Source organism: Cohnella thailandensis, assembly GCF_014212135.1.
Taxonomy (GTDB): domain Bacteria; phylum Bacillota; class Bacilli; order Paenibacillales; family Paenibacillaceae; genus Cohnella; species Cohnella thailandensis.
Window position 1 is genome coordinate 55,375 of sequence record NZ_JACJVQ010000007.1, and the last position, 24,258, is coordinate 79,632.

At 56.6% G+C, this 24,258-nt stretch carries 20 protein-coding genes and 6 tRNA genes; 7 read left to right on the forward strand and 19 right to left on the reverse strand.

Annotation, left to right across the window (positions count from 1 at the left end):
• Positions 1-42 precede the first annotated feature (42 nt).
• The 4 genes from H7B67_RS10250 to H7B67_RS10265 all read left to right on the forward strand — a co-directional run bounded on the left by H7B67_RS10250 (position 43) and on the right by H7B67_RS10265 (position 3,783).
• The gene (locus H7B67_RS10250; RefSeq protein WP_185119734.1) at positions 43-903 is read left to right on the forward strand and encodes an AraC family transcriptional regulator; all 861 of its coding nucleotides are present in this window, start codon (positions 43-45) and stop codon (positions 901-903) included.
• 102 nt (positions 904-1,005) lie between these two features.
• Positions 1,006-1,998: a Delta(5) desaturase DesA gene (gene desA, locus H7B67_RS10255; RefSeq protein WP_185119735.1), complete on the forward strand. Its 993-nt coding sequence runs from the start codon at positions 1,006-1,008 to the stop codon at positions 1,996-1,998.
• A gap of 49 nt (positions 1,999-2,047) precedes the next feature.
• Positions 2,048-3,187: a sensor histidine kinase gene (locus H7B67_RS10260; RefSeq protein WP_185119736.1), complete on the forward strand. Its 1,140-nt coding sequence runs from the start codon at positions 2,048-2,050 to the stop codon at positions 3,185-3,187.
• Entirely contained in the window at positions 3,184-3,783 is a 600-nt protein-coding gene (locus H7B67_RS10265; protein ID WP_185119737.1) for a response regulator transcription factor, read from the forward strand. The genes H7B67_RS10260 and H7B67_RS10265 overlap by 4 nt, the downstream gene beginning before the upstream one ends.
• A 110-nt stretch (positions 3,784-3,893) precedes the next feature.
• Here H7B67_RS10265 and H7B67_RS10270 read toward each other — a convergent pair whose 3' ends face one another.
• Positions 3,894-4,751, reverse strand: a complete 858-nt coding sequence (locus H7B67_RS10270; RefSeq protein ID WP_185119738.1) for an AraC family transcriptional regulator — start codon at positions 4,749-4,751, stop codon at positions 3,894-3,896.
• Positions 4,752-4,906: 155 nt separating this feature from the next.
• Here H7B67_RS10270 and H7B67_RS10275 point away from each other — a divergent pair, with 155 nt between their 5' ends.
• Entirely contained in the window at positions 4,907-6,367 is a 1,461-nt protein-coding gene (locus H7B67_RS10275) for a sulfatase (RefSeq protein WP_185119739.1), read from the forward strand.
• Positions 6,368-6,506: 139 nt separating this feature from the next.
• Positions 6,507-7,481 (forward strand): formylglycine-generating enzyme family protein, encoded by a 975-nt coding sequence (locus H7B67_RS10280; protein ID WP_483417625.1) that lies wholly within the window; start codon positions 6,507-6,509, stop codon positions 7,479-7,481.
• A gap of 161 nt (positions 7,482-7,642) precedes the next feature.
• Here the strand turns inward: H7B67_RS10280 and H7B67_RS10285 are convergent.
• The 13 genes from H7B67_RS10285 to H7B67_RS10345 all read right to left on the reverse strand — a co-directional run bounded on the left by H7B67_RS10285 (position 7,643) and on the right by H7B67_RS10345 (position 19,133).
• Positions 7,643-7,717 (reverse strand) — tRNA-Gly (locus tag H7B67_RS10285).
• A gap of 13 nt (positions 7,718-7,730) precedes the next feature.
• Positions 7,731-7,807 (reverse strand) — tRNA-Asp (locus H7B67_RS10290).
• Between the two features lie 24 nt (positions 7,808-7,831).
• A tRNA-Val gene (locus tag H7B67_RS10295) sits at positions 7,832-7,907 on the reverse strand.
• A gap of 9 nt (positions 7,908-7,916) precedes the next feature.
• Positions 7,917-7,991: transfer RNA gene (locus H7B67_RS10300), tRNA-Glu, on the reverse strand.
• A 12-nt stretch (positions 7,992-8,003) separates the two neighbouring features.
• Positions 8,004-8,094, reverse strand: a tRNA-Ser gene (locus tag H7B67_RS10305).
• Between the two features lie 3 nt (positions 8,095-8,097).
• Positions 8,098-8,173 (reverse strand) — tRNA-Asn (locus tag H7B67_RS10310).
• 175 nt (positions 8,174-8,348) lie between these two features.
• Positions 8,349-10,445, reverse strand: coding sequence for a hypothetical protein (locus H7B67_RS10315; RefSeq protein ID WP_185119741.1), 2,097 nt, complete (start codon positions 10,443-10,445; stop codon positions 8,349-8,351).
• A 61-nt stretch (positions 10,446-10,506) separates the two neighbouring features.
• Positions 10,507-11,583, reverse strand: a complete 1,077-nt coding sequence (locus H7B67_RS10320) for a glycoside hydrolase family 88/105 protein (protein ID WP_185119742.1) — start codon at positions 11,581-11,583, stop codon at positions 10,507-10,509.
• Positions 11,584-11,586: 3 nt separating this feature from the next.
• On the reverse strand, positions 11,587-13,305 hold the full coding sequence (locus H7B67_RS10325; RefSeq protein WP_185119743.1) for a hypothetical protein: 1,719 nt from the start codon (positions 13,303-13,305) through the stop codon (positions 11,587-11,589).
• A gap of 12 nt (positions 13,306-13,317) precedes the next feature.
• Positions 13,318-14,229, reverse strand: a complete 912-nt coding sequence (locus tag H7B67_RS10330) for a carbohydrate ABC transporter permease (RefSeq protein WP_342592410.1) — start codon at positions 14,227-14,229, stop codon at positions 13,318-13,320.
• 15 nt (positions 14,230-14,244) lie between these two features.
• Positions 14,245-15,162, reverse strand: coding sequence for an ABC transporter permease (locus tag H7B67_RS10335; RefSeq protein ID WP_185119744.1), 918 nt, complete (start codon positions 15,160-15,162; stop codon positions 14,245-14,247).
• 5 nt (positions 15,163-15,167) lie between these two features.
• A complete protein-coding gene (locus H7B67_RS10340) occupies positions 15,168-16,685 on the reverse strand; it encodes an extracellular solute-binding protein (RefSeq protein WP_245363274.1) in 1,518 nt (505 codons plus the stop codon).
• 174 nt (positions 16,686-16,859) lie between these two features.
• Positions 16,860-19,133, reverse strand: a complete 2,274-nt coding sequence (locus H7B67_RS10345) for an AraC family transcriptional regulator (protein ID WP_185119746.1) — start codon at positions 19,131-19,133, stop codon at positions 16,860-16,862.
• Positions 19,134-19,291: 158 nt separating this feature from the next.
• Between H7B67_RS10345 and H7B67_RS10350 the strand changes: the two genes are divergently transcribed.
• Positions 19,292-20,125 (forward strand): sugar phosphate isomerase/epimerase family protein, encoded by an 834-nt coding sequence (locus tag H7B67_RS10350; protein WP_185119747.1) that lies wholly within the window; start codon positions 19,292-19,294, stop codon positions 20,123-20,125.
• Positions 20,126-20,188: 63 nt separating this feature from the next.
• On the opposite strand, the gene H7B67_RS10355 is transcribed toward H7B67_RS10350, so the two are convergent.
• From H7B67_RS10355 to H7B67_RS10375, 5 genes are all read right to left on the reverse strand, one after another.
• Positions 20,189-20,824 (reverse strand): FMN-dependent NADH-azoreductase, encoded by a 636-nt coding sequence (locus H7B67_RS10355; RefSeq protein ID WP_185119748.1) that lies wholly within the window; start codon positions 20,822-20,824, stop codon positions 20,189-20,191.
• Positions 20,825-21,186: 362 nt separating this feature from the next.
• On the reverse strand, positions 21,187-22,167 hold the full coding sequence (locus tag H7B67_RS10360) for an aldo/keto reductase (RefSeq protein WP_185119749.1): 981 nt from the start codon (positions 22,165-22,167) through the stop codon (positions 21,187-21,189).
• 68 nt (positions 22,168-22,235) lie between these two features.
• A complete protein-coding gene (locus H7B67_RS10365; protein WP_185119750.1) occupies positions 22,236-23,081 on the reverse strand; it encodes a metallophosphoesterase family protein in 846 nt (281 codons plus the stop codon).
• A 28-nt stretch (positions 23,082-23,109) separates the two neighbouring features.
• Positions 23,110-23,451, reverse strand: coding sequence for a DMT family transporter (locus tag H7B67_RS10370; RefSeq protein WP_185119751.1), 342 nt, complete (start codon positions 23,449-23,451; stop codon positions 23,110-23,112).
• Positions 23,448-24,251 (reverse strand): HAD family hydrolase, encoded by an 804-nt coding sequence (locus H7B67_RS10375; RefSeq protein ID WP_185119752.1) that lies wholly within the window; start codon positions 24,249-24,251, stop codon positions 23,448-23,450. Before H7B67_RS10375 ends, H7B67_RS10370 begins: the two co-directional genes overlap by 4 nt.
• Between the last annotated feature and the right edge of the window lie 7 nt (positions 24,252-24,258).

Sequence of the window (24,258 nt, forward strand, 5' to 3'; positions counted from 1 at the left end):
CTTTTTTCTATAAAAAACAACACAGTTGGACGTGAGAAAATCTTGAGCGAGGATACCATCATCGAACTGCAGACGCCACCCCTTCCCTACTATTGGGAATCCGGCCGTTCGGACTTCCAAGCCGGCGACCGCCATCCGAACCGGAGAAACCTCGGCCTGTTCGATCTGTTGATCGTGGCCGAGGGCGAGCTGCATATCGGGGAGAACGGCCGGGAATGGACGCTTGGCCTAGGAGACGCCTTATTGCTGATGCCGGACGGCGAGCATTATTCGGTCAAGCCCTGCGAGACCCAGACGACGTTCTATTGGGTTCACTTCGAGCATTCCGCCTGGCAGCAGGGAGCGCGCTTCCCAAGGGCGGAAGGAAGCGTCGTGAATTCCCCCTTCGCCAACCCGCATGCGGTTCGAGTCCCCAAGCAGATCGCGCTTCCCGCTCCCGACATCGCGTTCGATCTGATGCGGCAGCTCTTGGAGCTGCCCGTCGGCGATTCTTTCTGGGAGGAGCAGAGTCTGCTCGCGCAGCTCCTCGCCTTGCTGGAGAAGGCAAGATCGGGAGACAACGGCAAGCCGGGCAACCGCCTGGCCGAGAGGGCCGCCGCTTACATCCAGCACCATTACCGGGAGGACATCACGAACGAGACGCTGGCGGAAGCGTTGCATTTCCACCCGAACTATATCGTTCGCAGCATGAAGAAGAAATACGGAGCGACGCCCAGCCATTACTTGCTCGAATTCCGCTTGGAACGGGCGAAGAGGCTTCTCGTCTCCACCGAATGGCCGATCGAACGAATCGCCGACGAGGTCGGATTCCGGTACGCTCCCTATTTCTCGGCGTGCTTCAAGCGCAAGCTGGGGGTGTCCCCGCTCCGTTACCGCAAGCAGTTCAACCGAGAATGGACATGACATTTGTCATATCCCCACATGACACTTATGACTACATCCCTCCGCTTCCATTGCCTACAATGGTATAAACGCTAGCCATGTTGCCATTGGAGGGTCCGAAGGATGAGCATTACGAAGCAAATGCAATTGAAGAAGGACGTTACCCCATTTGAAAATATCGATCCGAAAAAAAGCGTCAAGCAGCTGTTTACCTCCTTTGTGCCGCTGGTTTTGCTCTGGTACGGCTCCTACTTGAGCCTGTCCGTCTCTTACGTTCTCTCCTTGGCGCTAGGAGCGATCGCCGCCGGCTTCGTGATCCGTACCTTTATCATTTTCCACGACTGCTGCCATCAATCGTTCTTCAAGAATCGCAAAGCGAACAAAATCATCGGAACCATCGCCGGGGCTATCACCCTTACTCCCTACGAACAGTGGAAATACAGCCATTCCGTCCATCACGCCACGAGCAGCAATCTCGACAAACGAGGCATAGGGGACATTTGGATTCTTACCGTAGAAGAATACAACGCCGCTTCCTTCCGGAAGAAGCTTCAATACCGCATCTATCGCAATCCCCTCGTCATGTTCGGCCTTGGTCCCGTTTATGTTTTCTTGCTGCTCTATCGGTTCAATCGCCGCGGGGCGAAGCGCAAAGAAAGAATCAATACGCACGTCACCAATCTCTTGATCGCCGCCTTGTACGCCTTGCTGATCTGGCTCGTCGGCTGGCAGGCTTTCCTTCTGGTCCAAGTCCCGATCTTCTGGTTGTCCGGCGCGATGGGCATCTGGCTGTTCTACGTGCAGCATCAATTCGAGGAATCGTATTTCGAGAAGGAGGACGAGTGGAGCTACGTCCAAGCGGCCGTAGAAGGCAGTTCCTATTACAAGCTTCCGAAGCTGCTGCAGTGGTTGACGGGCAATATCGGCTTCCATCACGTCCATCACCTGAGCCCCAAGGTGCCGAACTATCGTCTCGAAGAAGCGCATAACGCGACTCCTCCGCTTCAGAGGGCAACGACGATTACCCTTCGCACGAGCCTGGAATCGCTTCGCTTCAAGTTGTGGGACGAGAGAAACCGGCGATTCGTTCGCTTCAAGGACGCTCGAGCCGGCTAGGCCGATATGCTATGATAGAAGGAAGTCGGAGCGCCGCAGGAGGACGAAGTTGAACAAGTGGTACCACATTTTCCAGAGGAATACGGGCCTTAACCCTTACGTTTGGCTCGTTTTCTGCATCCTGCCGTTCTATTTTATTTTCCGCTCTTCCCACACTCCCCAGGTCGTTACCGGCATTATCCTGGTGGTTCTGTTTTTTATCTGTTATCGGCTCGCGTTCATCTCCAAGGGCTGGAAGGTTTATTTCTGGACCAGCGTGCAGCTCTTGATTACCATCATCATGTCCTTATGGTTCGATTATGTCTATTTTGCGTTGTTTCTCGCATACTTTATAGGCAATATCGGGAATCGCGCCGGATTCCTGACGATGTACGTCATCCACTTGGTGAGCACCTTCGTCACGATGAATTACGGTCTCGCCTCCTCCAAGCCGGTGTTTATCACGCAGTTCCCGTTTATTTTTATCAACCTTCTGGTCGTCATCCTGCTTCCGTTCAACATCTATAACCGCAACAAGCAGGGCAAGCTGGAAGATCAGCTGGAGGACGCGAACAAGAGGATCTCCGAGCTGATGGTCATGGAGGAGCGGCAGCGGATCGCGCGGGACTTGCACGACACCCTCGGACAGAAGCTTTCTCTCATCGGACTCAAGAGCGATCTGGCGGGGAAGCTCGCCCACTCCAACCCGGATCAGGCCAGAATGGAGATGAAAGAGGTCCAGCAGACGGCCCGGGTCGCGCTGAAGGAGGTCCGGGAGATCGTCACCGAGATGCGGGGAACCAAGCTCGAGGACGAGATTCATCATGTCAGGCAGATCTTGAACGCCGCCCGGATCGAAGCTCGCATCGAGAGCGACGACGACATAACGGCCGTTCCGCTGCTGACGGAAAACGTGCTGAGCATGTGTCTCAAAGAAGCGGTGACCAACGTGGTGAAGCACAGCAAGGCGACGAGTTGCCGGATCCGCATCGAGCGGAGCGCCAACCATCTGACGATCGTCGTCCAAGATAACGGCTCCGGCGTCCAAGGGAACCTCTTCGCCTTCAGGGGCAGCGGAATTCGCGGCATAAGGGAGCGGCTGGAGTTCGTGAACGGCACCTTGGAGCTTCAATCCGGCCAGGGCTTGACTCTCATCATGCAGGTGCCTATCGTATTTAATCAAAGCCAAGCGGGAGGCGAACAAGGATGATTCGAATCGTCATCGCGGAAGACCAACGGATGCTGCTGGGCGCGCTCGCCTCCTTGCTGGATCTGGAAGAGGATATGCAGGTCGTCGGCCGTGCGGGCAACGGCGAAGAGGCGTTGTCGCTTATCCATCTTCACAAACCGGACGTCTGCATCATGGATATCGAAATGCCCGGCAAGAGCGGCTTGGACGTCGCGGAGGAAATCAAAGGATGCGGCTGCAAGGTCATTATTCTGACCACGTTCGCCCGGTCCGGCTATTTCGAAAGGGCGCTCAAAGCCGGAGTGAGCGGCTACATGCTGAAGGACAGCCCCAGCGAAGAGCTGGCCGACTCCATCCGCAGCGTCATGGCCGGAAGGCGGATCTATGCGCCGGAGCTCGTCGACGAAGCCTACGGCACGGACAATCCCTTAACCGATCGCGAGGTAGAGGTTCTCGGCCTTATCGCCGACGGCAAGAACACCAAGGAAATCGCGAGCAAGCTCTATATCACTACGGGCACGGTCCGCAACTACATCTCCGTCATCCTCGACAAGCTGAACGTCAGCAACCGGATCGAAGCGATCACGAGGTTTAAGGAGAAGGGTTGGTTTAAATAGAAGGTCGCGGAAGAAGGCATTGTCGAGACGGCTTGCCTTCTTCTTCCATTATCCAATCCTCTTGCCTAAACTCCCCTCCTTCACTCTCGACCCCTTCCCGTAGATGCTCTTCATTTCGGACTCCTATTTATGACGGATAGCGGCGGAAAGCCGAAGTGTTTTTTGAATTGATGGGAGAAGGCGAACGCATCGCTGTAGCCAAGTCGTTCCGCGACTTGCGTGACGGTTTGGCCCGACTGTTCCAGATCCCGATGGGCTTTGTCCATCTGCGCGGACAGATGATATTCCTTAGGCGAATAGCCGACCTCGGACTTGAACAGCTTCTGCAAATAACGAACGGACATGCCGACGTGGTCGGCGACGTCGCGAATGCTGATTTTCTCGTCCAATCGCTCTTCGATATACTGCTTGGCCAGCTGCACCTTGGACTCGAACTTCTCCGAACCGACGTTCTTGCGCAGCAGCATCAGATACAATTCATTTAGAATCTGCTGCACGCTTACCGAAGCTGTCAGCTTGATGTCCGGCTCGTAATCTCCGTGATAGAGACTATGAATGTGATAAGTCAGCGTATCGTAATAACGATGGTCGGGCACCTTGACATAGCAATAGAATGGCGACGGGGCTCGGAACGTCTCCCGTTCGTTATCGCGGCGATAAAGACCGAATCGGAGTCCGTGGATGACAAGCGGATTGTCCAGTTCATGACTGGACCAGTATGGGTACCTGTCGCTGATGAACGCGAGGCTTCCCCGGCGCAGCGGGATGACGGTCCCGTCTTCCATCGTATACCGCCCTTCTCCTCCCCGAACGTACAGGATATGCATATCCTCTTGAACCTGCAGGCCGCTCTTCCATCCGGGATAGACGGGGAAGCGGAAGCTTCCGTGCAACCGGATGACGTATTCATTCGATAACCGGCCGATCATATAGCGAAGATTGTCAATCGCACCATCGCTCTTCAACATCGCATGATGCCCCCCTTCCTTGATGGATATACAGTTCGTATTATAACATGAATATATCGTTTATCGACATGTACCTCTTTATTTTATTTGGTTAATATAAATATCGATCAGTAGAATTATTGCGCATTTTCGCATACAAGGGAGTGTAAACGGTCATGAAGGCCATTATGGTCATGTTCGATTCGTTGAATCGATTATTCTTGCCGAATTACGGCTGCGATTGGACCAAGGCTCCTAATTTCGAGAGGTTGGCGGCCCGAACGGTCACTTTCGATACGGCGTACGTCGGCAGCATGGCTTGCATGCCGGCTCGCCGAGAGCTTCATACGGGACGTCACAACTTCCTCCATCGAAGCTGGAGCCCGATCGAGCCGTTCGACGATTCGATGCCGGAGCTTCTGAAGGAGAACGGCGTCTACTCGCACTTGGTGACGGATCACCAGCATTATTGGGAAGACGGCGGCGGAACTTACCATACGCGATACAGCTCTCATGAGCTTATCAGAGGGCAGGAAGGCGATCCATGGAAGGGCGAAGTCCAGGATCCGGAGGTGCCCGAGCATCTCGGTCAATCCAAGCGCCAGGATCTCATTAACCGGAAGTACATCCGGCGCCAAGAGGACATGCCGCAAGCTCGAACGTTCGAGCTCGGACTCGAATTCATCGAGAAGAACAAGGACGAAGACAACTGGTTCCTCCAGATCGAGACGTTCGATCCACACGAACCGTTCTTCACGCTAGAGGAATACCAATCGCTGTATCCTCGCAAGACGTCCGGTCCCGCGTTCGATTGGCCGACTTATCAATCGGTAGACGAGCGCGAGAGGCCCTACGTAGAGCATGTTCGCTCGTTATACGCAGCCTTGCTCACCATGTGCGACCATTACTTGGGCCAAGTGCTCGATACGATGGACAAGCACGATCTGTGGAAGGATACGATGCTGATCGTCAACACGGACCATGGATTCCTTCTTGGCGAGCACGATTGGTGGGCCAAGTGCATCATGCCTTTCTACGAGGAAGTCGCGCACATTCCGCTATTCGTGTGGGATCCGAGGCTTGGCGTGCGGGGCGAGCGCCGGGATGCGCTCGTCTCGACCGTTGACCTTGCTCCGACGCTGCTCGAATTTTTCCAGGTCGAGATTCCGAAGGACATGCAGGGGAGTAGCTTGAAGCCGGTCATCGAGAACGACCGCGCGACCCGGGAGGGTCTCCTCTTCGGCATCCACGGCGGTCACGTCAACTGCACGGACGGCCGTTATGTCTATATGAGAGCGCCTCAGGCTCCGGACAATTCGCCGCTGTACGAATATACGCTGATGCCGACGCATATGCGAAGCCGCTTCGCTCCCGAGGAGCTTCGAACCTTAGCCTTGGCGGAGCCCTTCTCGTTCACGAAAGGCTGCAGCGTAATGAAAATAAAAGCTCGACCCGACATGTCCCACGGCGCTCATCGGTTCGGCACTCTGCTGTTCGACGTCGTTAACGATCCCGGGCAGATCGCGCCTCTGGCAGACAAGGAACTGGAAAGCCGGTTCGAGCGGCTATTGATCCGATTGATGAAGGAGAACGATGCTCCTCCGGAGCAATATGCAAGATTGGGACTGCTCCCGTAGCGTTATAGCGTCAATTGTTAATTGCGCTTACCAATATGGCCTCCCCGGCGGGGGGCCTCTCCGATTATTCCATAGCTCCATGGAACAAAAATGATATACTATTTGATAGCGAACCTGAACGTACTAGAGGAAGGAGCTTATCGGCATGGAGTATCAACCCCCTAAAGCTTGCTGCTGTTCCGCAAGCCGAAACGAAGATTCATCGAGCGATTCCTCGGAACATTCTATCCACGCAGTCTCTTCTACTGAGAATGCGACGCCTACGGAGGGATTGATCAAGCTGGACGGCGGCGAATTCTATATGGGCACGGATACGAAGGAGGGATTCCCTTCCGACGGCGAAGGTCCGGTCCGTCTTATCAAGGTTTCCCCTTTCTATATTTCTCCGCATGCGGTAACGAACGAGCAATTCCGGCGATTCGTCGACGCTACCGGCTATGTGACCGAAGCCGAGAAATTCGGCTGGTCTTACGTCTTCCATCTGTTCGTCTCCGAAGAGACGAAACAGCAGGTGAACAACGTTGCGCAAGCGACTCCTTGGTGGTATGTCGTTCACGGAGCCTCCTGGTCGAAGCCCGAAGGACCCGATTCCAACATTCTCGAACGCATGGATCATCCGGTCGTTCACGTCTCCTGGAACGACGCGCAGGCCTATTGCCGTTGGACAGGCCAACGCCTGCCGAGCGAAGCGGAATGGGAATACGCCGCTAGAGGCGGGCTCGATCGCAAAACTTATCCGTGGGGCGATCTCCTTAAACAGGACGGCGAACATATGTGCAACATCTGGCAAGGAAAGTTCCCGACCAAGAACAATGCCAGCGACGGCTATGTAGGCACCGCTCCCGTGAATGCCTACAAGCCTAATGGGTACGGGTTGTATAACATGGCAGGAAACGTATGGGAATGGTGCGAGGATTGGTTCAGTCCGCAATACCACTCCAAGACGGCATCGGAGAATCCGCGGTTCGAGCAGCCGACGGGCAGGCGTTCCACGCGCGGAGGCTCCTACTTATGCCACCGCTCTTATTGCAATCGGTACCGGGTCGCCGCCCGAAGCTCGAACACGCCCGACAGCTCCACCGGCAACATGGGCTTCCGGGTCGCCTATTCCTGACCGAAGAGCCGACCGCCAGCCAGGCAACGATCAGATAGAAGCAAGCAACGGCAGCCTTAGACCGAGATTGAAAGGTCCTCGGTTGCCGATTTTTTTAGCGCTAAATTAGCCTTTGTTAAAAATAAAAAAAAAGCCTATCAAGGCTCCTTCGAATTCGCTTATGGAGCGGAAAACGGGATTCGAACCCGCGACCTTCTCGTTGGCAACGAGATGCTCTACCACTGAGCTATTTCCGCGTATGTTGTTGGGTGGCGGAGCCGACGGGATTCGAACCCGCGGTCTCCTGCGTGACAGGCAGGCATGTTAGGCCTCTACACCACGGCTCCGCGAAGGATGTTGCTTGTTGCATATGGTGGAGGCTGAGGGGATCGAACCCCCGACCCTCTGCTTGTAAGGCAGATGCTCTCCCAGCTGAGCTAAGCCTCCATGAACTTGTGGTGACCCGTAGGGGAATCGAACCCCTGTTACCTCCGTGAAAGGGAGGTGTCTTAACCGCTTGACCAACGGGCCACAGGTGCCTCTTGGCGGAGAGAGAGGGATTCGAACCCTCGCACCGCTTGCGCAGTCTAACCCCTTAGCAGAGGGTCCCCTTGAGCCACTTGGGTATCTCTCCATCTGGCTCCCCGAACAGGACTCGAACCTGTGACAACTCGATTAACAGTCGAGTGCTCTACCGACTGAGCTATCAGGGAATAGTATGTATCCGACTCTACTTGATCCGGCGCTCGTAATCTCGCAACCGGAATTAGAATATACCATAGGGAACGCCGGATTCGCAACAGGTATTTTTATCCACCTGGTAAAGAGGCCGACCCGTCAATTCCGGTCGGCCTCATGTCCAAGCCGAGCTTTCCGTTCCAATCCGCTTCAGCCCCCGTTCTCGTGAACGGCTTCCAGCCTCGCGTTGACCGTCTTCATGACGTTGACCATATCCGTATAAGGCTGGTCCTGCTGGTTGACCAATCCGATGTTGAAGTTCTCGCCGCCTTTGCGTCCGGTAACCGACTGATCGTAATACGAGAACCAGCCCGAACCGACGAACAACGGATGCGCCGCCTGGCCCTCGACGAAGGCTTCGAAGGCCGCGCCTCTGTCCGCTATGCTCGGTACGTTCGTGTCCGCATTGACGGGAGACAGCCCGCGCCCGCTGGAGCTGAACGTGAATTCCAGATTCAGCAGGGGCTTGCCGAACGCTTCATACCGGGACAGATAACCCGCATTCTTCGTATAGTTATCTACGGAGAAAGCGTCCACGTAATCCATGGCGGCCGAATCCCAGTCCAGGCTGGTCCGCCAGGTGGGAACGACGGAGGAGCCCAGGAACAAATGGTTCGTGTCGTATTTCTCGATCACCTTGCGAACCGTCGAGAAGTACGTTCGGGACGCCAGCTTGATATAGTCCGATACGTCCGCCGCCGGTACGTTCGCGATCGCGATCGGCGCGTTCTTCAAAGCGTCGAACGATTCGGCGCTCGTGCCGAGAAGCTGGTTGACGGCCGTGAGGTCGTTGCCGTATCTTGGCGCCATAAAATCGACAAAAGCGCCTTTCGCCGCCGAAGCCGAGTCGTAGGTCAACACTTCCTTCACGATATCGGCCGTCCAGCCGGCCTCATTATCGTAAGTGTAGCCGATCAGCCACCGATCATTGCTCGCCCTCTGCAGCTGAGGGCTTAATGCGCTGTCGATAATGGATTCCGCCTGCGGATCGAACACGTCGTACGTCCATTGAATTCTTCTCAGGCTGGTCGGATCCTGAAGGACCTGGATATAGGGGAACTTCTCGATATGTCTCGGTTTGGTCCACTTGCTGAACGCGTTGAACCCCCAATCGATCAATCTCTTCTTGGTCATCTCCTCCCACTTCGCTTCGAATTCGCCGCCGTATTTTCTCATGACGTTGGCCACGACGAAGCTGACCCTCTCGCCATTGGAATCGTTGGCGTAGGCGGGGGCGTAGGCGCTCGAATCGGGGAGTTCCTCGAACACCCTCCTTGGCGTGCCGTCCGCTTTGAGGTAAGGCGTCCCGTACCCCCACTCCCATAGACTCGTCGCGTCCACGCCCTTCAGGAAAAACTTATAGCCGTCCGGCGTGACGAACCACCACTTGTTATCGATTTGCTCGAGGCGGAAAAATCCGGTGTCCTCGTACCGTCCCCCGCTTTTGATCCCGCCGTACTGGTCATACTTGCTGCGGTTTAACGATACTCCCTCCAGCGCGCTTGCCTCGGCCGCGTATTCCTGGCGCAGCTGCTCGTCGGAGACGACCTTGCCCGGCCAAGTCTCGTAGATCCATTGTCCGTATTTATCCACCATCATGGCGTCTTTCCCAAGCTCGGCCTGCATTTGCTCTACGGTCAAGGCGGGAGCCGGATTCTGCCCTTCCTCTCCTACGCCTTTATAAATCTGAACCTCCGTAAGGGGGATATGCTGATAGGCATGCGAGCGTTTGATATCGATAACGATAAATCGGGCCGTCTTGTCGTTCATCGGCAGGTTGACCGAATAAGTCAAAGCGGTTCCGGACTTGATATGCTTGCCCGCGATATAGTAATAATCCGTCGTCGATTCGGCGCGGTACTTGACCGTAAGCTCCTTAAATCCCCAATACATGTTGGGCGAATTCAAGACGAGATTGATGCTGTCCAGCGGATAATCCTTCAACAGGTCGAACACGACCTGTATCGTTCCCTTGGAGGTCGCGCTCCCCATCCAACCGGCATAGGTCGTCGTCAAGCCGTCCAGAAGCACGCCGTTCTCCGACGAGATCAGGCCGGTTGCGCTTCTGTCGGGGGAATTGCCTCCATCCGGCGCCGGGCTGCTGTAATAGTTGCCGGTTCGCAGCGGCGTGCCCTCGGCGAAGGTTTCTTCGGCAGGGATGGGGATAGAGACGAGAGCCGTTGCCAGCAGGACGGCCAGAAGTCGTGTAAAGACATCGCCCGGGCGCCATGAATTCCTTTTGCCCATAGTAACCCTCCTCATTGACAATCATGGACACGTAGGGACAGTCATTCCGAATCGTAAACGCTTACATTTTCATCACCTCCTGCCCGCGCAAATATTCGTTCAGCAGAAGGAGCGCCAGCCCTTGCCCGTACAGCGTCGGCCGAACCTCGAACGCGTTGTAGGCCTCTTCGGTCGGCAGGACGGGCGTCCCTCCCGACACGCCGCCAACGCAGCCGTCGACATCAATGGCACCCAGCAGTCGTTCAAGCGTAAGGTCCGCGGCCGCGCGATAATCCGCGCCGACCCAGCCCAGCTTGGCGGCCTTGACGAAGCCGCAGGCGATCCCCGCGCTGCCGGACATCTCCGGACGGAACTCCGGCCGGTTGACGACGACCGGCCACAGTCCGTTCTCCGATTGGCAACTCTTCAGCCCCTGAAGCAATACGCGGCAACGCTCGACAAGAAAAGCCGCGGCTTCCTTCGAAGCAACCGCCATGCCGTCCAGCTCTTCCAGGATCCAAGGCGTGGCGAGCGCGATCCACGCGTTGGCTCTCCCCCAGCGAGCCGCCGACATGGGGTTGTTCCTGGCGCAATCCCATCCATGGAACAGCACGCCGGTCTCCTCGTCCTGCAGCAGCCGATAATGAAGCCGGAGCTGGAGCAGCGCCTCTTCCCCGTACTTCTTGTTCGCCGTTGCTCTTGCAAGACGGGCGAGAAACAGCACGGCCATGAACACCGTGTCCGCCCATACCTGCTCCGCGAACTCCTCCGACTCCGTTACCGTATGCTCGAAGGCGCCGATCTTCGTCCTTGGCGCTTCCGTCAGCATCCAATCCCCGATCTCAACGGCATGCTGCATAAAATAAGAGTCGCCCGTCCGCTCATACAAGCCGGGATAGATCGCAAACGGAGCCATGGCGTTTACCGCCCTGTGCCGATCGGCCCGAAGCCGGTTGCGCTCCGTCCAACGGATCACCTCCTCCAGAAGCTCCGAATTCCGCGTGCATTCCGCATGGTCGAGCAGCGCGATCAGCGACACGCCGGGATTCCAATCCCAGCTGTCGATATCCATCCCCCAGTCGCCGGGCCGTCCCTTCAGCATGCAGGCGACGATACGGCCGGCCGCCTCTTCGCAGGCCCGCTTATTCGCATAAGCCATTCGCTACGCCTCCTCCATGAACGAGACTTCATTGTACCGGTACAACCGCTCGAGGCGATCCGGCTTCGCGGGAATGCGGATGCCCATCATTCGCCCGTCTTTCTCGCACCGGGCGGATAAGCGCCCTTCGCGGAAGTCGCTTCCGGCCTGCAGCTCTTCCGCTCTGGGCGACAGCGTGAACAAGATCGCCCATGCCGCCTGTTCCCATGTCCGAAGATCGAACCGTTCCCGAGGTCCCGAATAGATGACATAATCGATGCCGATCGTCCCTTGCTTCTCCGATCTCGCGACCGCCATCCGCGGAATCCCTTTATCCGAGCAGGAAGCAAGCCGCTTCACCCTCAACGTCTGATCCCCGATCGCTGCGCTGGCATCGAACCCGGCCTCGTCGCCTAAACGAACATCCACCCCGCGGACGTTGCCGCCGATCTCGAGGCGGATTCGAATGTCGTCGGCCTCGAAGACGCCGTTCGCGGGATCGAGCACCGGGTGCCAATCCCCGTAATCCAGCGCCATGTTGATCCCGAACACGATATCGCTCTTGTCCTGCACGCCCGTGAAGACGGCGGAGGAGAAATCCTTGCCGTCTTTCAAGAAGCGCAGCAGCACGTAAGCCGGCTTGCCGCCATTATCGACGTAAGCGATCAAGTTCCGGCGCTGGTGCCACATCATGTCCTTGGAAAAGGAGCCCAGGCAGTATTCTTCCGTCATATAGGTGGTGGCATAGCTCTGATACCCCGTCTCTTCTTCGTCGAGAATGGGACAACGGAAGCAACGTTCCTCCTCCGTACGAAAGTAAGAGCGCAGCTCTTCCGGGCAGCGAACGGCCTCCGGCTCCGGATCGTCGTTCTCTTCCTCCTCTCCCCACCGCCGCAGGGCGTTCTCCGCGCCGCTTCGGTCCAGCATGACGGAATACGCGCGGCTGTGGGGTCCCGCCCACTCCTTCGTGCGCGGGTGATAACGCTCGGCCGCCATTTTCCACGCCAGGTAAAGCAGCCGCTCCGATAGCCGGATCGATTCGGGATCGCCGGTCTCCGCATGGATGTGGTTAAGCTCCTCGATCGCGATCGCGGTATAGGTCGGACTGTTGAATTCGACGAAGGTGCCGAGCCGCAGCGTATAATCATAGAGCCGCTTCAGCCGATTCCGCCCGTATTCCACATAGCTCATCTGCCCGATGACCTCGCCGCCGACGAGCGTCACGAAAGCCCCCATGACCGCAATGTTCGTGTAGGCCGGACCGACATCCCGTTTGCGAATCGCATGGCAAGCGAGCTCGATGGCTTCCGCCATTTCTCGTTTCAGCGCCGGGCTCCTTAGCCGGTCTCCGTGGCGTTTAAGAGCCAGAACGAGCTTCTTGCCGATGAAGTCGGCGTAGTTCCAATCCGGCTCCCGCATCCTCTCCAGCGGCTCTTCATGGAAGTAGGGCCAGATGCCGCAGGTCGGACGGTCCGGATTCTTATCCTGCATGGGCAGGATCGCGCCTAAAATATCCTCCGCCCGAGCCTGATTCTCGGGAATCCCGCTGTCCAGCAGCTCAAGCGCATAAACGGCGGAGGAGTAGAGACAGTGCGCATAAGGTTGGGTCTCCTGGCGGAACGAGGTATGGTACGTCTTCGTCATCGGCCGAACCAGCAGGCGAACCTCCGGATCGTAGGAAGCGTCCCGCTCCGCCAGATTTGCCCATAAATCCGCACCTTTCCCGGAAGCAGAAGCAGACATGCCGACTCCCCCTTATCCCTTAACGGCTCCGATGGTCATCCCTTTGATAAAGTAACGCTGCAGAAAAGGGTACAGAAACACGATCGGCCCGATCGTAATGACGACCGTCGAGAGCTGAACGCCCGTCGCCGCGACGGGGATGTTGATATTCGAATTCAAGTAGTCCAGATTCTGCGAATTGGACACGATTCTGCGAAGCATCATCTGCAGCGGATGGCGCTGCGGATCGTCGATGAACATGAGGGCATTGAACCAGTCGTTCCAATAGGAGAGCGCATAGAACAAGGCGATCGTCGCGATAACCGGCATGGACAGGGGCCAGATGATCCGGAAGAAAATATACAGCTCGTGCGCGCCGTCCACGGTCGCCGCCTCGTTCAATTCGAACGGAAGGGTGCGGAAGTACGAGGTCATCAGGAAGGCGTTGAAGGCGGAGAACAAGAGCGGCAGCAGCAGCGCCAGGAGCGAATCCCTCAGGTGCAGCCAATTGGAGATGAGCAGATAATAGCCGACCAGTCCCGGGGGGAAAAGCATCGTGAAGTAGATGTAGAAGGAGAGGATATACCGGTATTTGACCTTCGGATGGGCCGTGACGTAGGCGAACATGGCCGTGATCAGCACGGCCGCGACCGTGCCCGCGACCGTGATTGCAATCGAAACGAAGCCGCTGGTATAGACCTGGCTGCCTTGAAACAAGAAGCGGTAGGAATCGAGCGAGAATTCCGTCGGGAACAGGCGGAAGCCTTGGACGATCTGGCTCTCCGCCGTGAACGACCCGATATACATCAGCCAGAAAGGAACCAAACAGATCAGCGCGAACCCGCCGATGAAGAGATAGGCCGCAACGGACACGGCGTATTGGGATTTATCCTTCGTTTTCACGGACACGGCGAGCTGCGACTTATCCTTCGATCTCACCCGCACAAGACCGCCTCCTTCCTAGAACAGCTTCGAATCGTTGTCGACCCGCCGGACCGTCCAATTGAAGAACAGAATGGCGATCAGCCCCATGACCGATTGGAACAAGGCGACGGCCGCGGCATTGCTGTAGCTGTTCATGTTCGTGGACCGCAAGGAACGGTACGTATAGGTGTCGATGACGTCCGTGGAATCGAAGAGCAGCGAGTTGTCCCCGATGATGCCGTAGATCAACCCGAAATCCCCGTAGAAAATGCGTCCGAGCGCAAGCAGCGTCAGCATGATGATCGTCGGCCTGAGCAGCGGCAGCGTGATGTGCCAGATCTGCTGCCACCGCTTGGCCCCGTCGATTCTAGCGCTCTCGTAATACTCCTCGGAGAACCCCGTCAAGGTGGCCAGATAGATGATCGATCCCCACCCCGCTCCTTTCCAGACGAAGATAATCGTCAGCAGCCAAGGCCAAACGTCCGGCGTTTGGAACCACGAGACCGTCGGCAGCCCGAACTCCTTCAACATAAGATTGATCGTGCCGTCCTGGCCGTTAAAGAAGTTGATGACGATCAGGTTCACGACGACGATGGAGATGAAGTGCGGCAGGATGACGAGCGATTGCGAGACCTTCTTGAATAAAGAATGACGGATTTCGTTCAGCAGCAGCGCGATGCATAAGGAGCTGGCCGTACCCGCAACGATGAACAGGAGATTCAAGTAAATCGTGTTAAGCGTCACCCCCAGCCAGTCCGGGCCGGCGAAGAAGAACTTGAGATTGTCGAGACCGACCCATTCGCTTCCCCAGAGCCCTTTGACCGGGATAAACCGCTTGAAGGCGAGGAGATGGGCGGACATCGGCACGTAGGAGAAAATAAACACGTAGACAACGACGGGAAGCGTCATTGCGTAAAGCCATTTGTTCTTCCCAAGCTCCTTCAGAATGCTCATCCCGATCAAGCTCTCCCCAGGAATTCGTCCAGCTGCTTCTGATATTCCGCCTGGACTTTCTTTACGTTGTCGTAGGCCTTCTCCTTAAACACGGCCAAGCCTTCGTTCGGCTCCGCCAGCCCCATCACGATCGGGTTGTAGAACTCCGTGCCCGCGTTGTTCAAGTTCGCGATCTCATTCGCGACCGGGCTCGGATCGAACGTGAAGCCCGCCAGAATATCCTTCGTGAAGTTGCTCGAATCCCTCTGCCACTTGTTCAGCGCGATGACCTCCTCGGGCAGGCTGGCGTCGATGCGGTCCAGCTTCGGATTCCAGCCCCAGGCGAACGGAACGCCCGCATACGGGTTCTCGCTGATCGGCTTATAAAGGCCTTCGCCCGCGTCCTCCCAGTTCTTGCCCTCGATTCCGTAGGCGAGAAGATCGTAATTCTCTTTCCGGTTCAGCCAATTAAGGAATTGAACCGCTCGATCCTTGTTTTTGCTGACGACCGGAACGGCGATAAAATTGCCGGCTTTGTAAGTTGAGCTCAGCTTCAAGCTTGGATCGTACAGGGAGAACGCTTCCGCGGAAGCTCCTGGAACCGACTTCTCAAGCGCGGTACGGGTGCTCAGGTTAATGCCGAAGTCGTTGAACGTGGAGACGGCGGCTTTGCCTTTGGCGAACTCGGTATTTTTCAGCGTAAGGGCATCCTTGGCGAGGACACCATCTTGGTACAGCTTGTGATTCTGCTCGAAATTTTGCAGGATCAGGGGATCCATATCGTCGAAAATGTTGTACACCTTGCCGTCGTTCCCTTTGGTGTACAGCCCGGGATAGTTCAGGACGGCCGCCAGGTTGGCTTTCGGATCGAGCATGCCGGCGAGACGCAGGCCGATATGCTCGGTCCCGTTGGGAATGTAAGGCGTGATGTCGGGCGCCTTCTCCTTCACCAGATACATGAAGTCGATCAGCTCTTGATAGCTCTTGATCGGCTGGACGCCGAGCTTCTCCCGGATATCCTTGCGAATGACGAACGTCCAGGGGCGGATGAAATTGACCTCGAGCGGAACCGCGTACAGGCTGCCGTTTACTTTGTTGGCTTCCATTAGCTCCGTCGAGCGGTTCGCCTTGATGTCCGGCCCGAATTTCTCGATCCGCTCATCCAGCGGTTCATAAAGGCCGGCGGCAATATTCTGCACCGGGTTGTTGTCCCAGATCAGATCGTAGTCTTCCGCGGACGACAGGGCGACCTGGCGCTTCTGCTGCACGTCCGACCATGGGATAAACACGACGTTCAGCTTCACGTTGAGCGAATCCGCCAGACGGTTCTCCATCTCCTTCTTCACTTCGTCCCAGTTCGCCGGCGGATCTCCGGGGAATAGGATCTTAAGCGTGACCGGATTCGGCTTCCCGTTCCCGTCGGCCTGCGGCGATTCGCCGGACGCGGACGGCCCGTTGCCGTTCGAGCTGCAGGCAGCCAGCATTCCCGCAAGCATAAGCGTTACGACCATGGACGCAAGACCTCTTCTGCTTCTTCCCTTCATTCGCATACCCCTCCTGTTCGATCCCCGGGCGGCGGCCGGATGCGGCCCGGCATTCCGATTCGGTATGAGCATACTTGCGTCGCCCCCGTTCCGTACAGTCCGGGATCTACCGATCGGTTCGGATGTTACCGATGGGGCCGGTATTCGTTTTCCCGCCGTCCGAAGTACGGATTTCTACGCTTTGGCCTGCGCATTCTCGGAGCGGTATTGGTTCGGCGTCATCCCGGTTGCCCGTTTGAACAGCGAATAGAAGGTGCTCTTGGTTTGAAAACCGGACTGTTCGGTTATATCGGCGACGGTCAAGTCGGTCGTCGTCAGCAGCTTGATCGCGTACTCGATCCGTTGGCCCGTTATATAATCGGATAAGGAGCACTGGAAGCGCTCCTTGAAGATCTGCCGGGCGTAATTCACGGAGACGGCCACGTGCGCGGCGATATCGTCCACGGACAGCATCGGGTTGTGAAGATGGTTGCGCACGTATTCGATCATCTCGGCGGCGACCTCGTCCTTGCGGCTTGCGGCACTCTTCCTGCGGTGACGGTCCATGATCTGCAGCAGCTCCCCGTAAAGCCAGGAGTTCACCTCTCCTATCGTCGCGAACCGGTCCAGGAAGGCATGAATGCTACTCATCCCGCGGAACGCCTTATCGTCCTTGAAGCTTTTCATAATCGAATAAATCAGGTGCGTCAGCTGCAGCTTGCACTCCTCATAGCTTAGCGACTGCATCTGCAGGGCAAGCCGGTCCAGGCCGTTCTTCAGAGCCTCTTCGTTCTTAAGGTGAACGGCATAAAGAATCTGCTTCATCAGCTTCTCGTCCGGCTCGCTGTCCTCGTCCAGCCGGTGCTTCTCCAGATCCTCGGCGGTAAAGATCCGATTCTCGTCATGAATAAAGCCGATCAGCGTCAGCTCGTACATCCGGGAATAAACGGCATGCATATTATCCTCCGCAGGAATCGCGGAGCTGACGGCCGCTTGCAGGTCCAGCTTCAGCCACCTTCCGATCTGGGCTCTCGCCTCTCCCAACGCTTCGATGACCCGCGCCGCCTCATCCTCGGACGCGGACGAGACGATCAGCGCCGCGAGATGGTCGGAGCCGAAGTCGACGGTCTCCGCGTCGAAGCCGCGATTCGCGAGCACTTCGACCGTAATGTTGCCGAGCGCATAGCGGAGCAGCTGCCGGGAAGCGAAGTCGTAGTTCTCCTTGAATCGGCCGTAGGATTCCAGACGGATGACCGCTATGCGGAGGAAGCCCGTCCGAAGAAGGCTCGTTTCCTTGCCGATAAAGGCTTTGACGGTGCCGGATGCCTGAGGATTAAGAATCCATTGACGCATAAAATCCTCTTTGACCAGCGCTTGGCTGCTCTTGATCGACCTATCCAACCGATCGACCTGATCGGCCAATAGATCGAAGCCGGAGTGAATCCACTCCAAGTCGCTGCTGGCATGGGCCGTCTCCGCCATCGGATGCTTCTTGCCGAGTCTCCTCTGCACTTGCAGAGCCAAGTCGCTTACGGGCTTTAAGCTGCGATAGGATTGCCAGAACAAGAACATCAGAAGGGCGAGCAGCAAGGCGATCGAGGAACCGATGATTTCCGTCCGGATCTTCGTGATCTTCGTTTGCCACAGGGAGATCGGCGACAGATGATAAACCATCCATCCCTCGATAGGAAGCTGCGCCGTTTGAACGGACCACGTCTCGCGGCCGGATTCCCATCTCCAGCTCTTCTCCGCCGTCTTCTTCTCCGATTCCATGAACGCCGTCGTTAGCCCCGCATCCGAATTCCCCAGCAGAAACTCCTTATTGGGGCCTTGAACAATGATTTTGTTCTGGTCCTCCGCCGATATTTGCAGCATGTGCTCGTTAAGGAGCGGCTTGTCGAAGAGGATCGCGACGAATCCGCTGTAATTCTGATGGAGCCCGGCCGCCGGAACGACAAGCGCCAGGTGCGACTCTCCCTTGGCCTCATGGTCGGCAAACTGCAGATAAGGCGTTTTCTGATTTCGAATGCGGTCCAGCAACGGTTGATCTTCGAAATCCCGCATCGTATAAATGCTGGAGTCCGACGCGTAGATTTGGCCGAGCTGGAAGTTGATCAAATAAATGCCGTCGATAAAAGGCTCGCTGCTTGTAAATTCCCTCACGCTCGCGGCCGCTTTATTCAGGGCAAGAGGGGATTCGTCCCGGTCGTTCATGTTGATCCATAGCCCGATATTCTCATCCGAATAAATTCTCAAAGCGAACTGGCGCAGCTTCTGCAGGGTGAATTCCGAGGTCTGCACGACCTGGTTCAGCTTCTCTTCGTTCGCCTTATGGATTTCGTTCATCGCGTTACGGGCGAACTGCTGGCTGAGCAGCAGCGTAAACGTCATGGTCAGCAAGCTGACGGCGACGCAGGAATAGAGAAAAACGGCGGAATACATCCTCTTCGGCTTGATCCGGCTCCACATCGGCTTCCCCCCTCTCTCCTACTATATTTCCGAAGGGAAAACGATAGGATAGCTTGTTTGATCCTTGTTTGAACCGCTATCCGGATCCGCGTGTAATCCTGTATAATTTAGGAAAACGCGCTGGAGCTAACCATCTTATATTCCGGAGGGATAATCTCATGTCTTACTTGTCTGTCAGCACCTGGAGCCTGCACCGACTGCTCGGTCCATTACGCTGGACCGTCTGGAATTCGGCCTCCGGTACGCATGAGACGCAGGTTCAAGAGCAGCCACTCGTTCATGAGCTGCTTGAGCTGCCCGCGGAGGCCGCAAAGCGAGGATTTGCGGCGGTCGAGATTTGCCACTTTCACTTTCCTTCGACGGAGGCAGCGTATTTGGCCCGATTGCGAGGAGCGTTTGCCGCGGCCGGCGTCTCGCTGGATACGCTGCTGCTCGACTACGGAGACCTGACATCGACGGACGGGCGCCGCGCCATGGCGGATCTCGAGTTTGCGAAGCGGTGGATCGATGTCGCCGCCGCTTGCGGCGCCAAACGGATCCGCATCATCGCCGGGGAGGCGCCGCCGACGGACGAGGATGCCATCCGACGTTCCGCGTCGGCACTCGGCGAGCTTGCCTCTTATGGGGACGACCGCAACGTGCGCGTCGTCACCGAGAATTTCAAGGCGCTCACCTCGACCGGCTCCAGCTCCCTCCGGCTGCTGGAGCGGACCGGCGAGGAAGTCGGCTTCATCACCGATTTCGGCAACTACGCGGGAGAGAAGAAGTACGAGGACATCGCCCTATTGTCGCCGCGCAGCGTATCCGTGCACGCCAAGGCCAATTATGACGAGGCGGGGCTTCCCGAGGAGGAGGAATTCCGGCGCTGCCTGGACGCTTCGCGAAGGTCGGGATTCGACGGCGCGTACGTGCTCATCTACGACGGCCCGGGCGACATGTGGGAAGGTCTGGAGAGAGTCAGGCGAATCGTCGAGCCGTACGTAAATACGTAGAATAAATCAAACGACGGCGGCCGATGTTGGTCGGCCGCCGTCGGAAACCTCGTTCTCACGCCATTAATAATCGTTAAAATCATAAGCCGCAGCCTCTGCTTCTTGGAAAGCCTTGCCCAATACTTCCTCTCTGCTTAAGGAATGATTCCCTTGCGCACGGATGATTTGATAGTCGACTCCCATAAAGTTGAACATCGATTTTAGATATTGGTGGGAGAACTCGACTTCCGAGTACCAATCCTGGTTCGTATAGATTCCGTCGCTCGCTTGAATGACAAGCAATTTCCTCCCGTCGTTCAGCAGACCGACCGATCCCTTGTCCGTATAGGCGAAAGTCTCTTTAGCGATCAGAATGTTATCGATGTAATCTTTCAGCTTGGACGGAACGTTAAAGTTATGAAGCGGCATGGCGATGACGTATCTTTTCGCCTTTTTAAATTGCCGCATCAGTTCCGACATTCGGGAGTCGAGCGTTCGTTCTTCTTCCGTTAAGCGTTCCTCTCTCCTCTTTTTTTCCTGCAGGCTTAAAAAGGTACGGTCAATGCAAGGGATGTATTCCCGATATAAATCGATTTGTTCGACGGACGATTCCGGGTGCCTTCTTTTATAGGCTTCCAGAAAATGACGAAGCACTTGCAAACTGACGGACGTATCGGAATCCCATTTGGGATGCGCATTAATAACGAGCAGGTTCTCCATCTTCGATCTCTCCCTTATCCTTCATTTTGTTTCCTATAGGAAGACAACGAGCGGAACTATTTTGTGACAACCTTTCGCTTCAACCTCGCGAGAAAAGGGGAATTGGCGCAGAGATCCGATTGCCGGGTAACGACGATCATTCACGATGACCTCATTCGAGACGATCTCCGCACTCTTCAACTCTGCTTGCAAGCCGAGATAGTCACATTCGATACTATCTCCGCGCCCTCGCCGCTCTATGCAGTCCGAGATAGGCTCATCCGAGACGATCCGCAACTTCAAGGGCGCCAATTGTATGTAAGCTGATTTCTTAAAAGCCTCAAGCCGGCGGAAGTCCGCCGGCTTGATTAATAGTTCAATGTTTAAAGAGCGCCGACGACCCGATGAGGAACATAGGGCTCTTCCAGCGAAGCGATCTCTTCCCGCGTCAATGTAACCGCAACGGAACCTGCCGCTTCTTCCAATTGGCCGATACTCGTCGCGCCGATAATGGGAGCCGTTACCGGTTCCTTCTGCAGCAGCCAGGCAAGAGCGATTTGCGCGCGGGGAACGCCTCGTTGCTCCGCGATCGCCGTAACCCGGTCCGCAACCGACCGATCGATTTCTTCCGTGGAGCCGTACTTCATTTTCTGGGCCTGATCGGTTTCGGATCGGCGCGTCGTCACGGTCCAATCGCGCGCCAGACGGCCGGAAGCTAGCGGACTGTAAGGAATGACGCCGATCTTCTCCTCCTTGCACAGCGGCATCATCTCCCGTTCCTCTTCGCGATAGATGAGGTTAAGGTGATTCTGCATGGAGACGAAGCGGGTCCACCCGTTCTTCTCGGCCGCGTGCAGCGCCTTCTGGAACTGCCACGCGTACATGGCGGAAGCGCCGATGTATCTGGCTTTGCCCGCCTTCACGACGTCGTGCAAGGCTTCCATCGTTTCTTCGATCGGCGTACCGTAGTCCCATCGGTGGATCTGATAGAGATCGACGTAATCCGTACCTAATCTCTTCAGGCTGTTATCGATTTCGCTCAGGATGGCCTTGCGCGATAGACCGGCCCCGTTCGGCCCTTCCTGCATGCGGAAGAACACCTTCGTCGCGATGACGACTTCCTCCCGGCGGGCATAATCCTTCAACGCGCGGCCGACGAATTCCTCGCTCGTTCCGGCCGAATAAACATTCGCCGTATCGAAGAAGTTAATCCCGAGCTCCAGAGCCCTCTTGATGATCGGACGGCTCTTCTCTTCGTTCAGGACCCACGGATGGGTCCACTTCTCCGCCACGCCGAAGCTCATGCAGCCGAGACAAATCCGGGACACGTCCAGACCGGTATTCCCAAGCTTCGCATATTCCATTCGTTTCCCTCGCTCTCCAAAAAAATGATATGGATAGCTAGAGTATCTCACTTCAAACTAGCTTTAAGTCAAGCAAAACTTACTTCAAACCGGGCGGACTCCACCCAAGCGCCGGCGGCGAAATCCCTGCCCCGGACAAGAACGCGGTCCTCGTAGACTTCGACGTAATAGCCTTGGCTGCCTTCCTTGCGTTTATCCTCGTCCGTCCATAAATAAGCGACCGAGGCCGCGTTGAACATGGCCGGAAGCCTGCCTTCTCCGTCGTAATAATTGCGGGGCGCCTCCAGCTCCCAGTGGCCGTGCCCGGTGAACAGGATCGCGTGCCGGTGCTTCGCCAAGACCGCCTTCAGCTCGCCGTCCTGCGTCACGCCGTACCACTTCTGCTCCTCCATCGATCCGGCCGTGGTATTTTTGAGCGGTTGATGGAGAAAGACGAAGGCCGGCTTGCCGGGGGATGCATTCTCGCCAAGTTTCTTGTCCAGCCATTTAAGCTGCTCGTCCGACAGATGGCAGAAGAGCTCAAGCCCTTGCTCGGTTCCGAGGAAAATAAAGTGGTAACCGCCGATCCAATGATCGTGATACGCGGCCGGCATCCGAGTCGCCGCCAGAAAGTTCCCGAGGCGGGAATCCCAGACGCCGAGCGCAACGTCGTGGTTGCCCGTCGTCAAATACAACGGGGGAAGCCCCCCTTTGCACCGGTCCCATATTCGTCGAAACTCTTCGTACTCCGGCGGAAAACCGTGGTCCGTCACGTCTCCGGCATGCATGATGCCGACGCTGTTCGGATCGTTCGCCGCGATATCCTTCAGAGCCTGCTCGAAATGACGGTTGTAGACATGGTCCGGATCCGCCGTGACGTGAGTATCGGTGATGACCTGGAACGTTAGGAGCGGACCTGCGCCGCTTTGATTCATGACAAACCCTCCTTTGCCGAATATGGGATCAATGCCCGTTCTTGCTGATATTCAAGCCGATCACGCCCACGATGATGATGCCGATCCAGAGAAGCGAGCTGAGCGGCAGTTTTTCCTGGAAAATAAAATAACCGGCCACGGCGATCAACACGATGCCGACTCCCGACCAGATGGCGTAGACGACCGCGACCTCCATGTACCCCAGCGCAAAGTTAAGGCAGGTAAAGCTGATGCCGTAAAACAAAAACATCAGCAGCGAAGGAACGAGGCGCGTAAAGCTCTCCGACAGCTTCATCGAGATCGTTCCGGACAGTTCGAAGGCAATCGCCAAGCTTAGAAAAAGCCACCCCATGTTTGCCGCACCTTTCATGTCGGTCCTTCTTCCTGAATAATGGATAATTCGCGCAATGAAGAGACGATCGCATCCGCTTCGCTTGCCGGCGAGAAACCGTCGGCGGCGGAGCCTCGATCGCCGATCGCCGCGATGCGAATCGCGGCGGCCGCCCCGGCCTCCTTGGCCATGCGAATATCCCCTTCCGTATCCCCGATAACCGCGAACCTGCCGCCATCCAATCCGAGCCGATCGCAAGCGAGCAGGGCCATATCGGGATAAGGCTTGCCTTGCTTGACCTGATCCGTTCCGATAACCGCGGAGAAGAATTCCCGGATTCCGAGCCACTCCAGATGCTTGACCGCAGGAAGCGTGTCGTCAGCGGTCACGACCGCGAGCGGAAGCCCGCTTCGCCGGCATTCCTCGAGAAACGGCAACACGTGCGGAAGCAAGCGAGCCGAACGCGAGGCTTCCAGCCTTTCGTCGGCCCATCGCTTGGCATCCGCCGCGAGCGTCTTCGCTTCCGCCCAGGACAGGCCGGAGCGGTAGCCTTGCCAGGCCAGAATCGTCAGAATCTCGTCTACCGTCCCCATGGCCAACGGTCCGTTCCGATCGTAGTCGGAGACGTTGCCGTCGTTCGCGCGAAGAGCGCCCCAGAGCGCATCGAGATCGGCGTCCGGAGGAGGCAGCTTTCTCTCTTGAAGAAAAGCGGAGAACCGGGCGAGCAATCGCTCGCTCCAGTTCCCCCACGTATAGATGAAGTCCAGCAGCGTGCCGTCCTTATCGAACAGAATTCCGTCTATCCGATAATCCGTGCCCGCCGCGCGCAAGATCGGCATGGTCGTC

What these genes read in the sequence shown, in the direction of transcription:
- desA (WP_185119735.1), top strand. Translation starts at nt 1,006, where the DNA reads ATGAGCATTACGAAGCAAATGCAATTGAAGAAGGACGTTACCCCATTT.
- H7B67_RS10265 (WP_185119737.1), top strand. Translation starts at nt 3,184, where the DNA reads ATGATTCGAATCGTCATCGCGGAAGACCAACGGATGCTGCTGGGCGCG.
- H7B67_RS10270 (WP_185119738.1), bottom strand. Translation starts at nt 4,751, where the DNA reads ATGTTGAAGAGCGATGGTGCGATTGACAATCTTCGCTATATGATCGGC.
- H7B67_RS10275 (WP_185119739.1), top strand. Translation starts at nt 4,907, where the DNA reads ATGAAGGCCATTATGGTCATGTTCGATTCGTTGAATCGATTATTCTTG.
- H7B67_RS10315 (WP_185119741.1), bottom strand. Translation starts at nt 10,445, where the DNA reads ATGGGCAAAAGGAATTCATGGCGCCCGGGCGATGTCTTTACACGACTT.
- H7B67_RS10320 (WP_185119742.1), bottom strand. Translation starts at nt 11,583, where the DNA reads ATGGCTTATGCGAATAAGCGGGCCTGCGAAGAGGCGGCCGGCCGTATC.
- H7B67_RS10325 (WP_185119743.1), bottom strand. Translation starts at nt 13,305, where the DNA reads ATGTCTGCTTCTGCTTCCGGGAAAGGTGCGGATTTATGGGCAAATCTG.
- H7B67_RS10335 (WP_185119744.1), bottom strand. Translation starts at nt 15,162, where the DNA reads ATGAGCATTCTGAAGGAGCTTGGGAAGAACAAATGGCTTTACGCAATG.
- H7B67_RS10340 (WP_245363274.1), bottom strand. Translation starts at nt 16,685, where the DNA reads ATGAAGGGAAGAAGCAGAAGAGGTCTTGCGTCCATGGTCGTAACGCTT.
- H7B67_RS10345 (WP_185119746.1), bottom strand. Translation starts at nt 19,133, where the DNA reads ATGTGGAGCCGGATCAAGCCGAAGAGGATGTATTCCGCCGTTTTTCTC.
- H7B67_RS10350 (WP_185119747.1), top strand. Translation starts at nt 19,292, where the DNA reads ATGTCTTACTTGTCTGTCAGCACCTGGAGCCTGCACCGACTGCTCGGT.
- H7B67_RS10355 (WP_185119748.1), bottom strand. Translation starts at nt 20,824, where the DNA reads ATGGAGAACCTGCTCGTTATTAATGCGCATCCCAAATGGGATTCCGAT.
- H7B67_RS10360 (WP_185119749.1), bottom strand. Translation starts at nt 22,167, where the DNA reads ATGGAATATGCGAAGCTTGGGAATACCGGTCTGGACGTGTCCCGGATT.
- H7B67_RS10365 (WP_185119750.1), bottom strand. Translation starts at nt 23,081, where the DNA reads ATGAATCAAAGCGGCGCAGGTCCGCTCCTAACGTTCCAGGTCATCACC.
- H7B67_RS10370 (WP_185119751.1), bottom strand. Translation starts at nt 23,451, where the DNA reads ATGAAAGGTGCGGCAAACATGGGGTGGCTTTTTCTAAGCTTGGCGATT.
- H7B67_RS10375 (WP_185119752.1), bottom strand. Translation starts at nt 24,251, where the DNA reads ATGCCGATCTTGCGCGCGGCGGGCACGGATTATCGGATAGACGGAATT.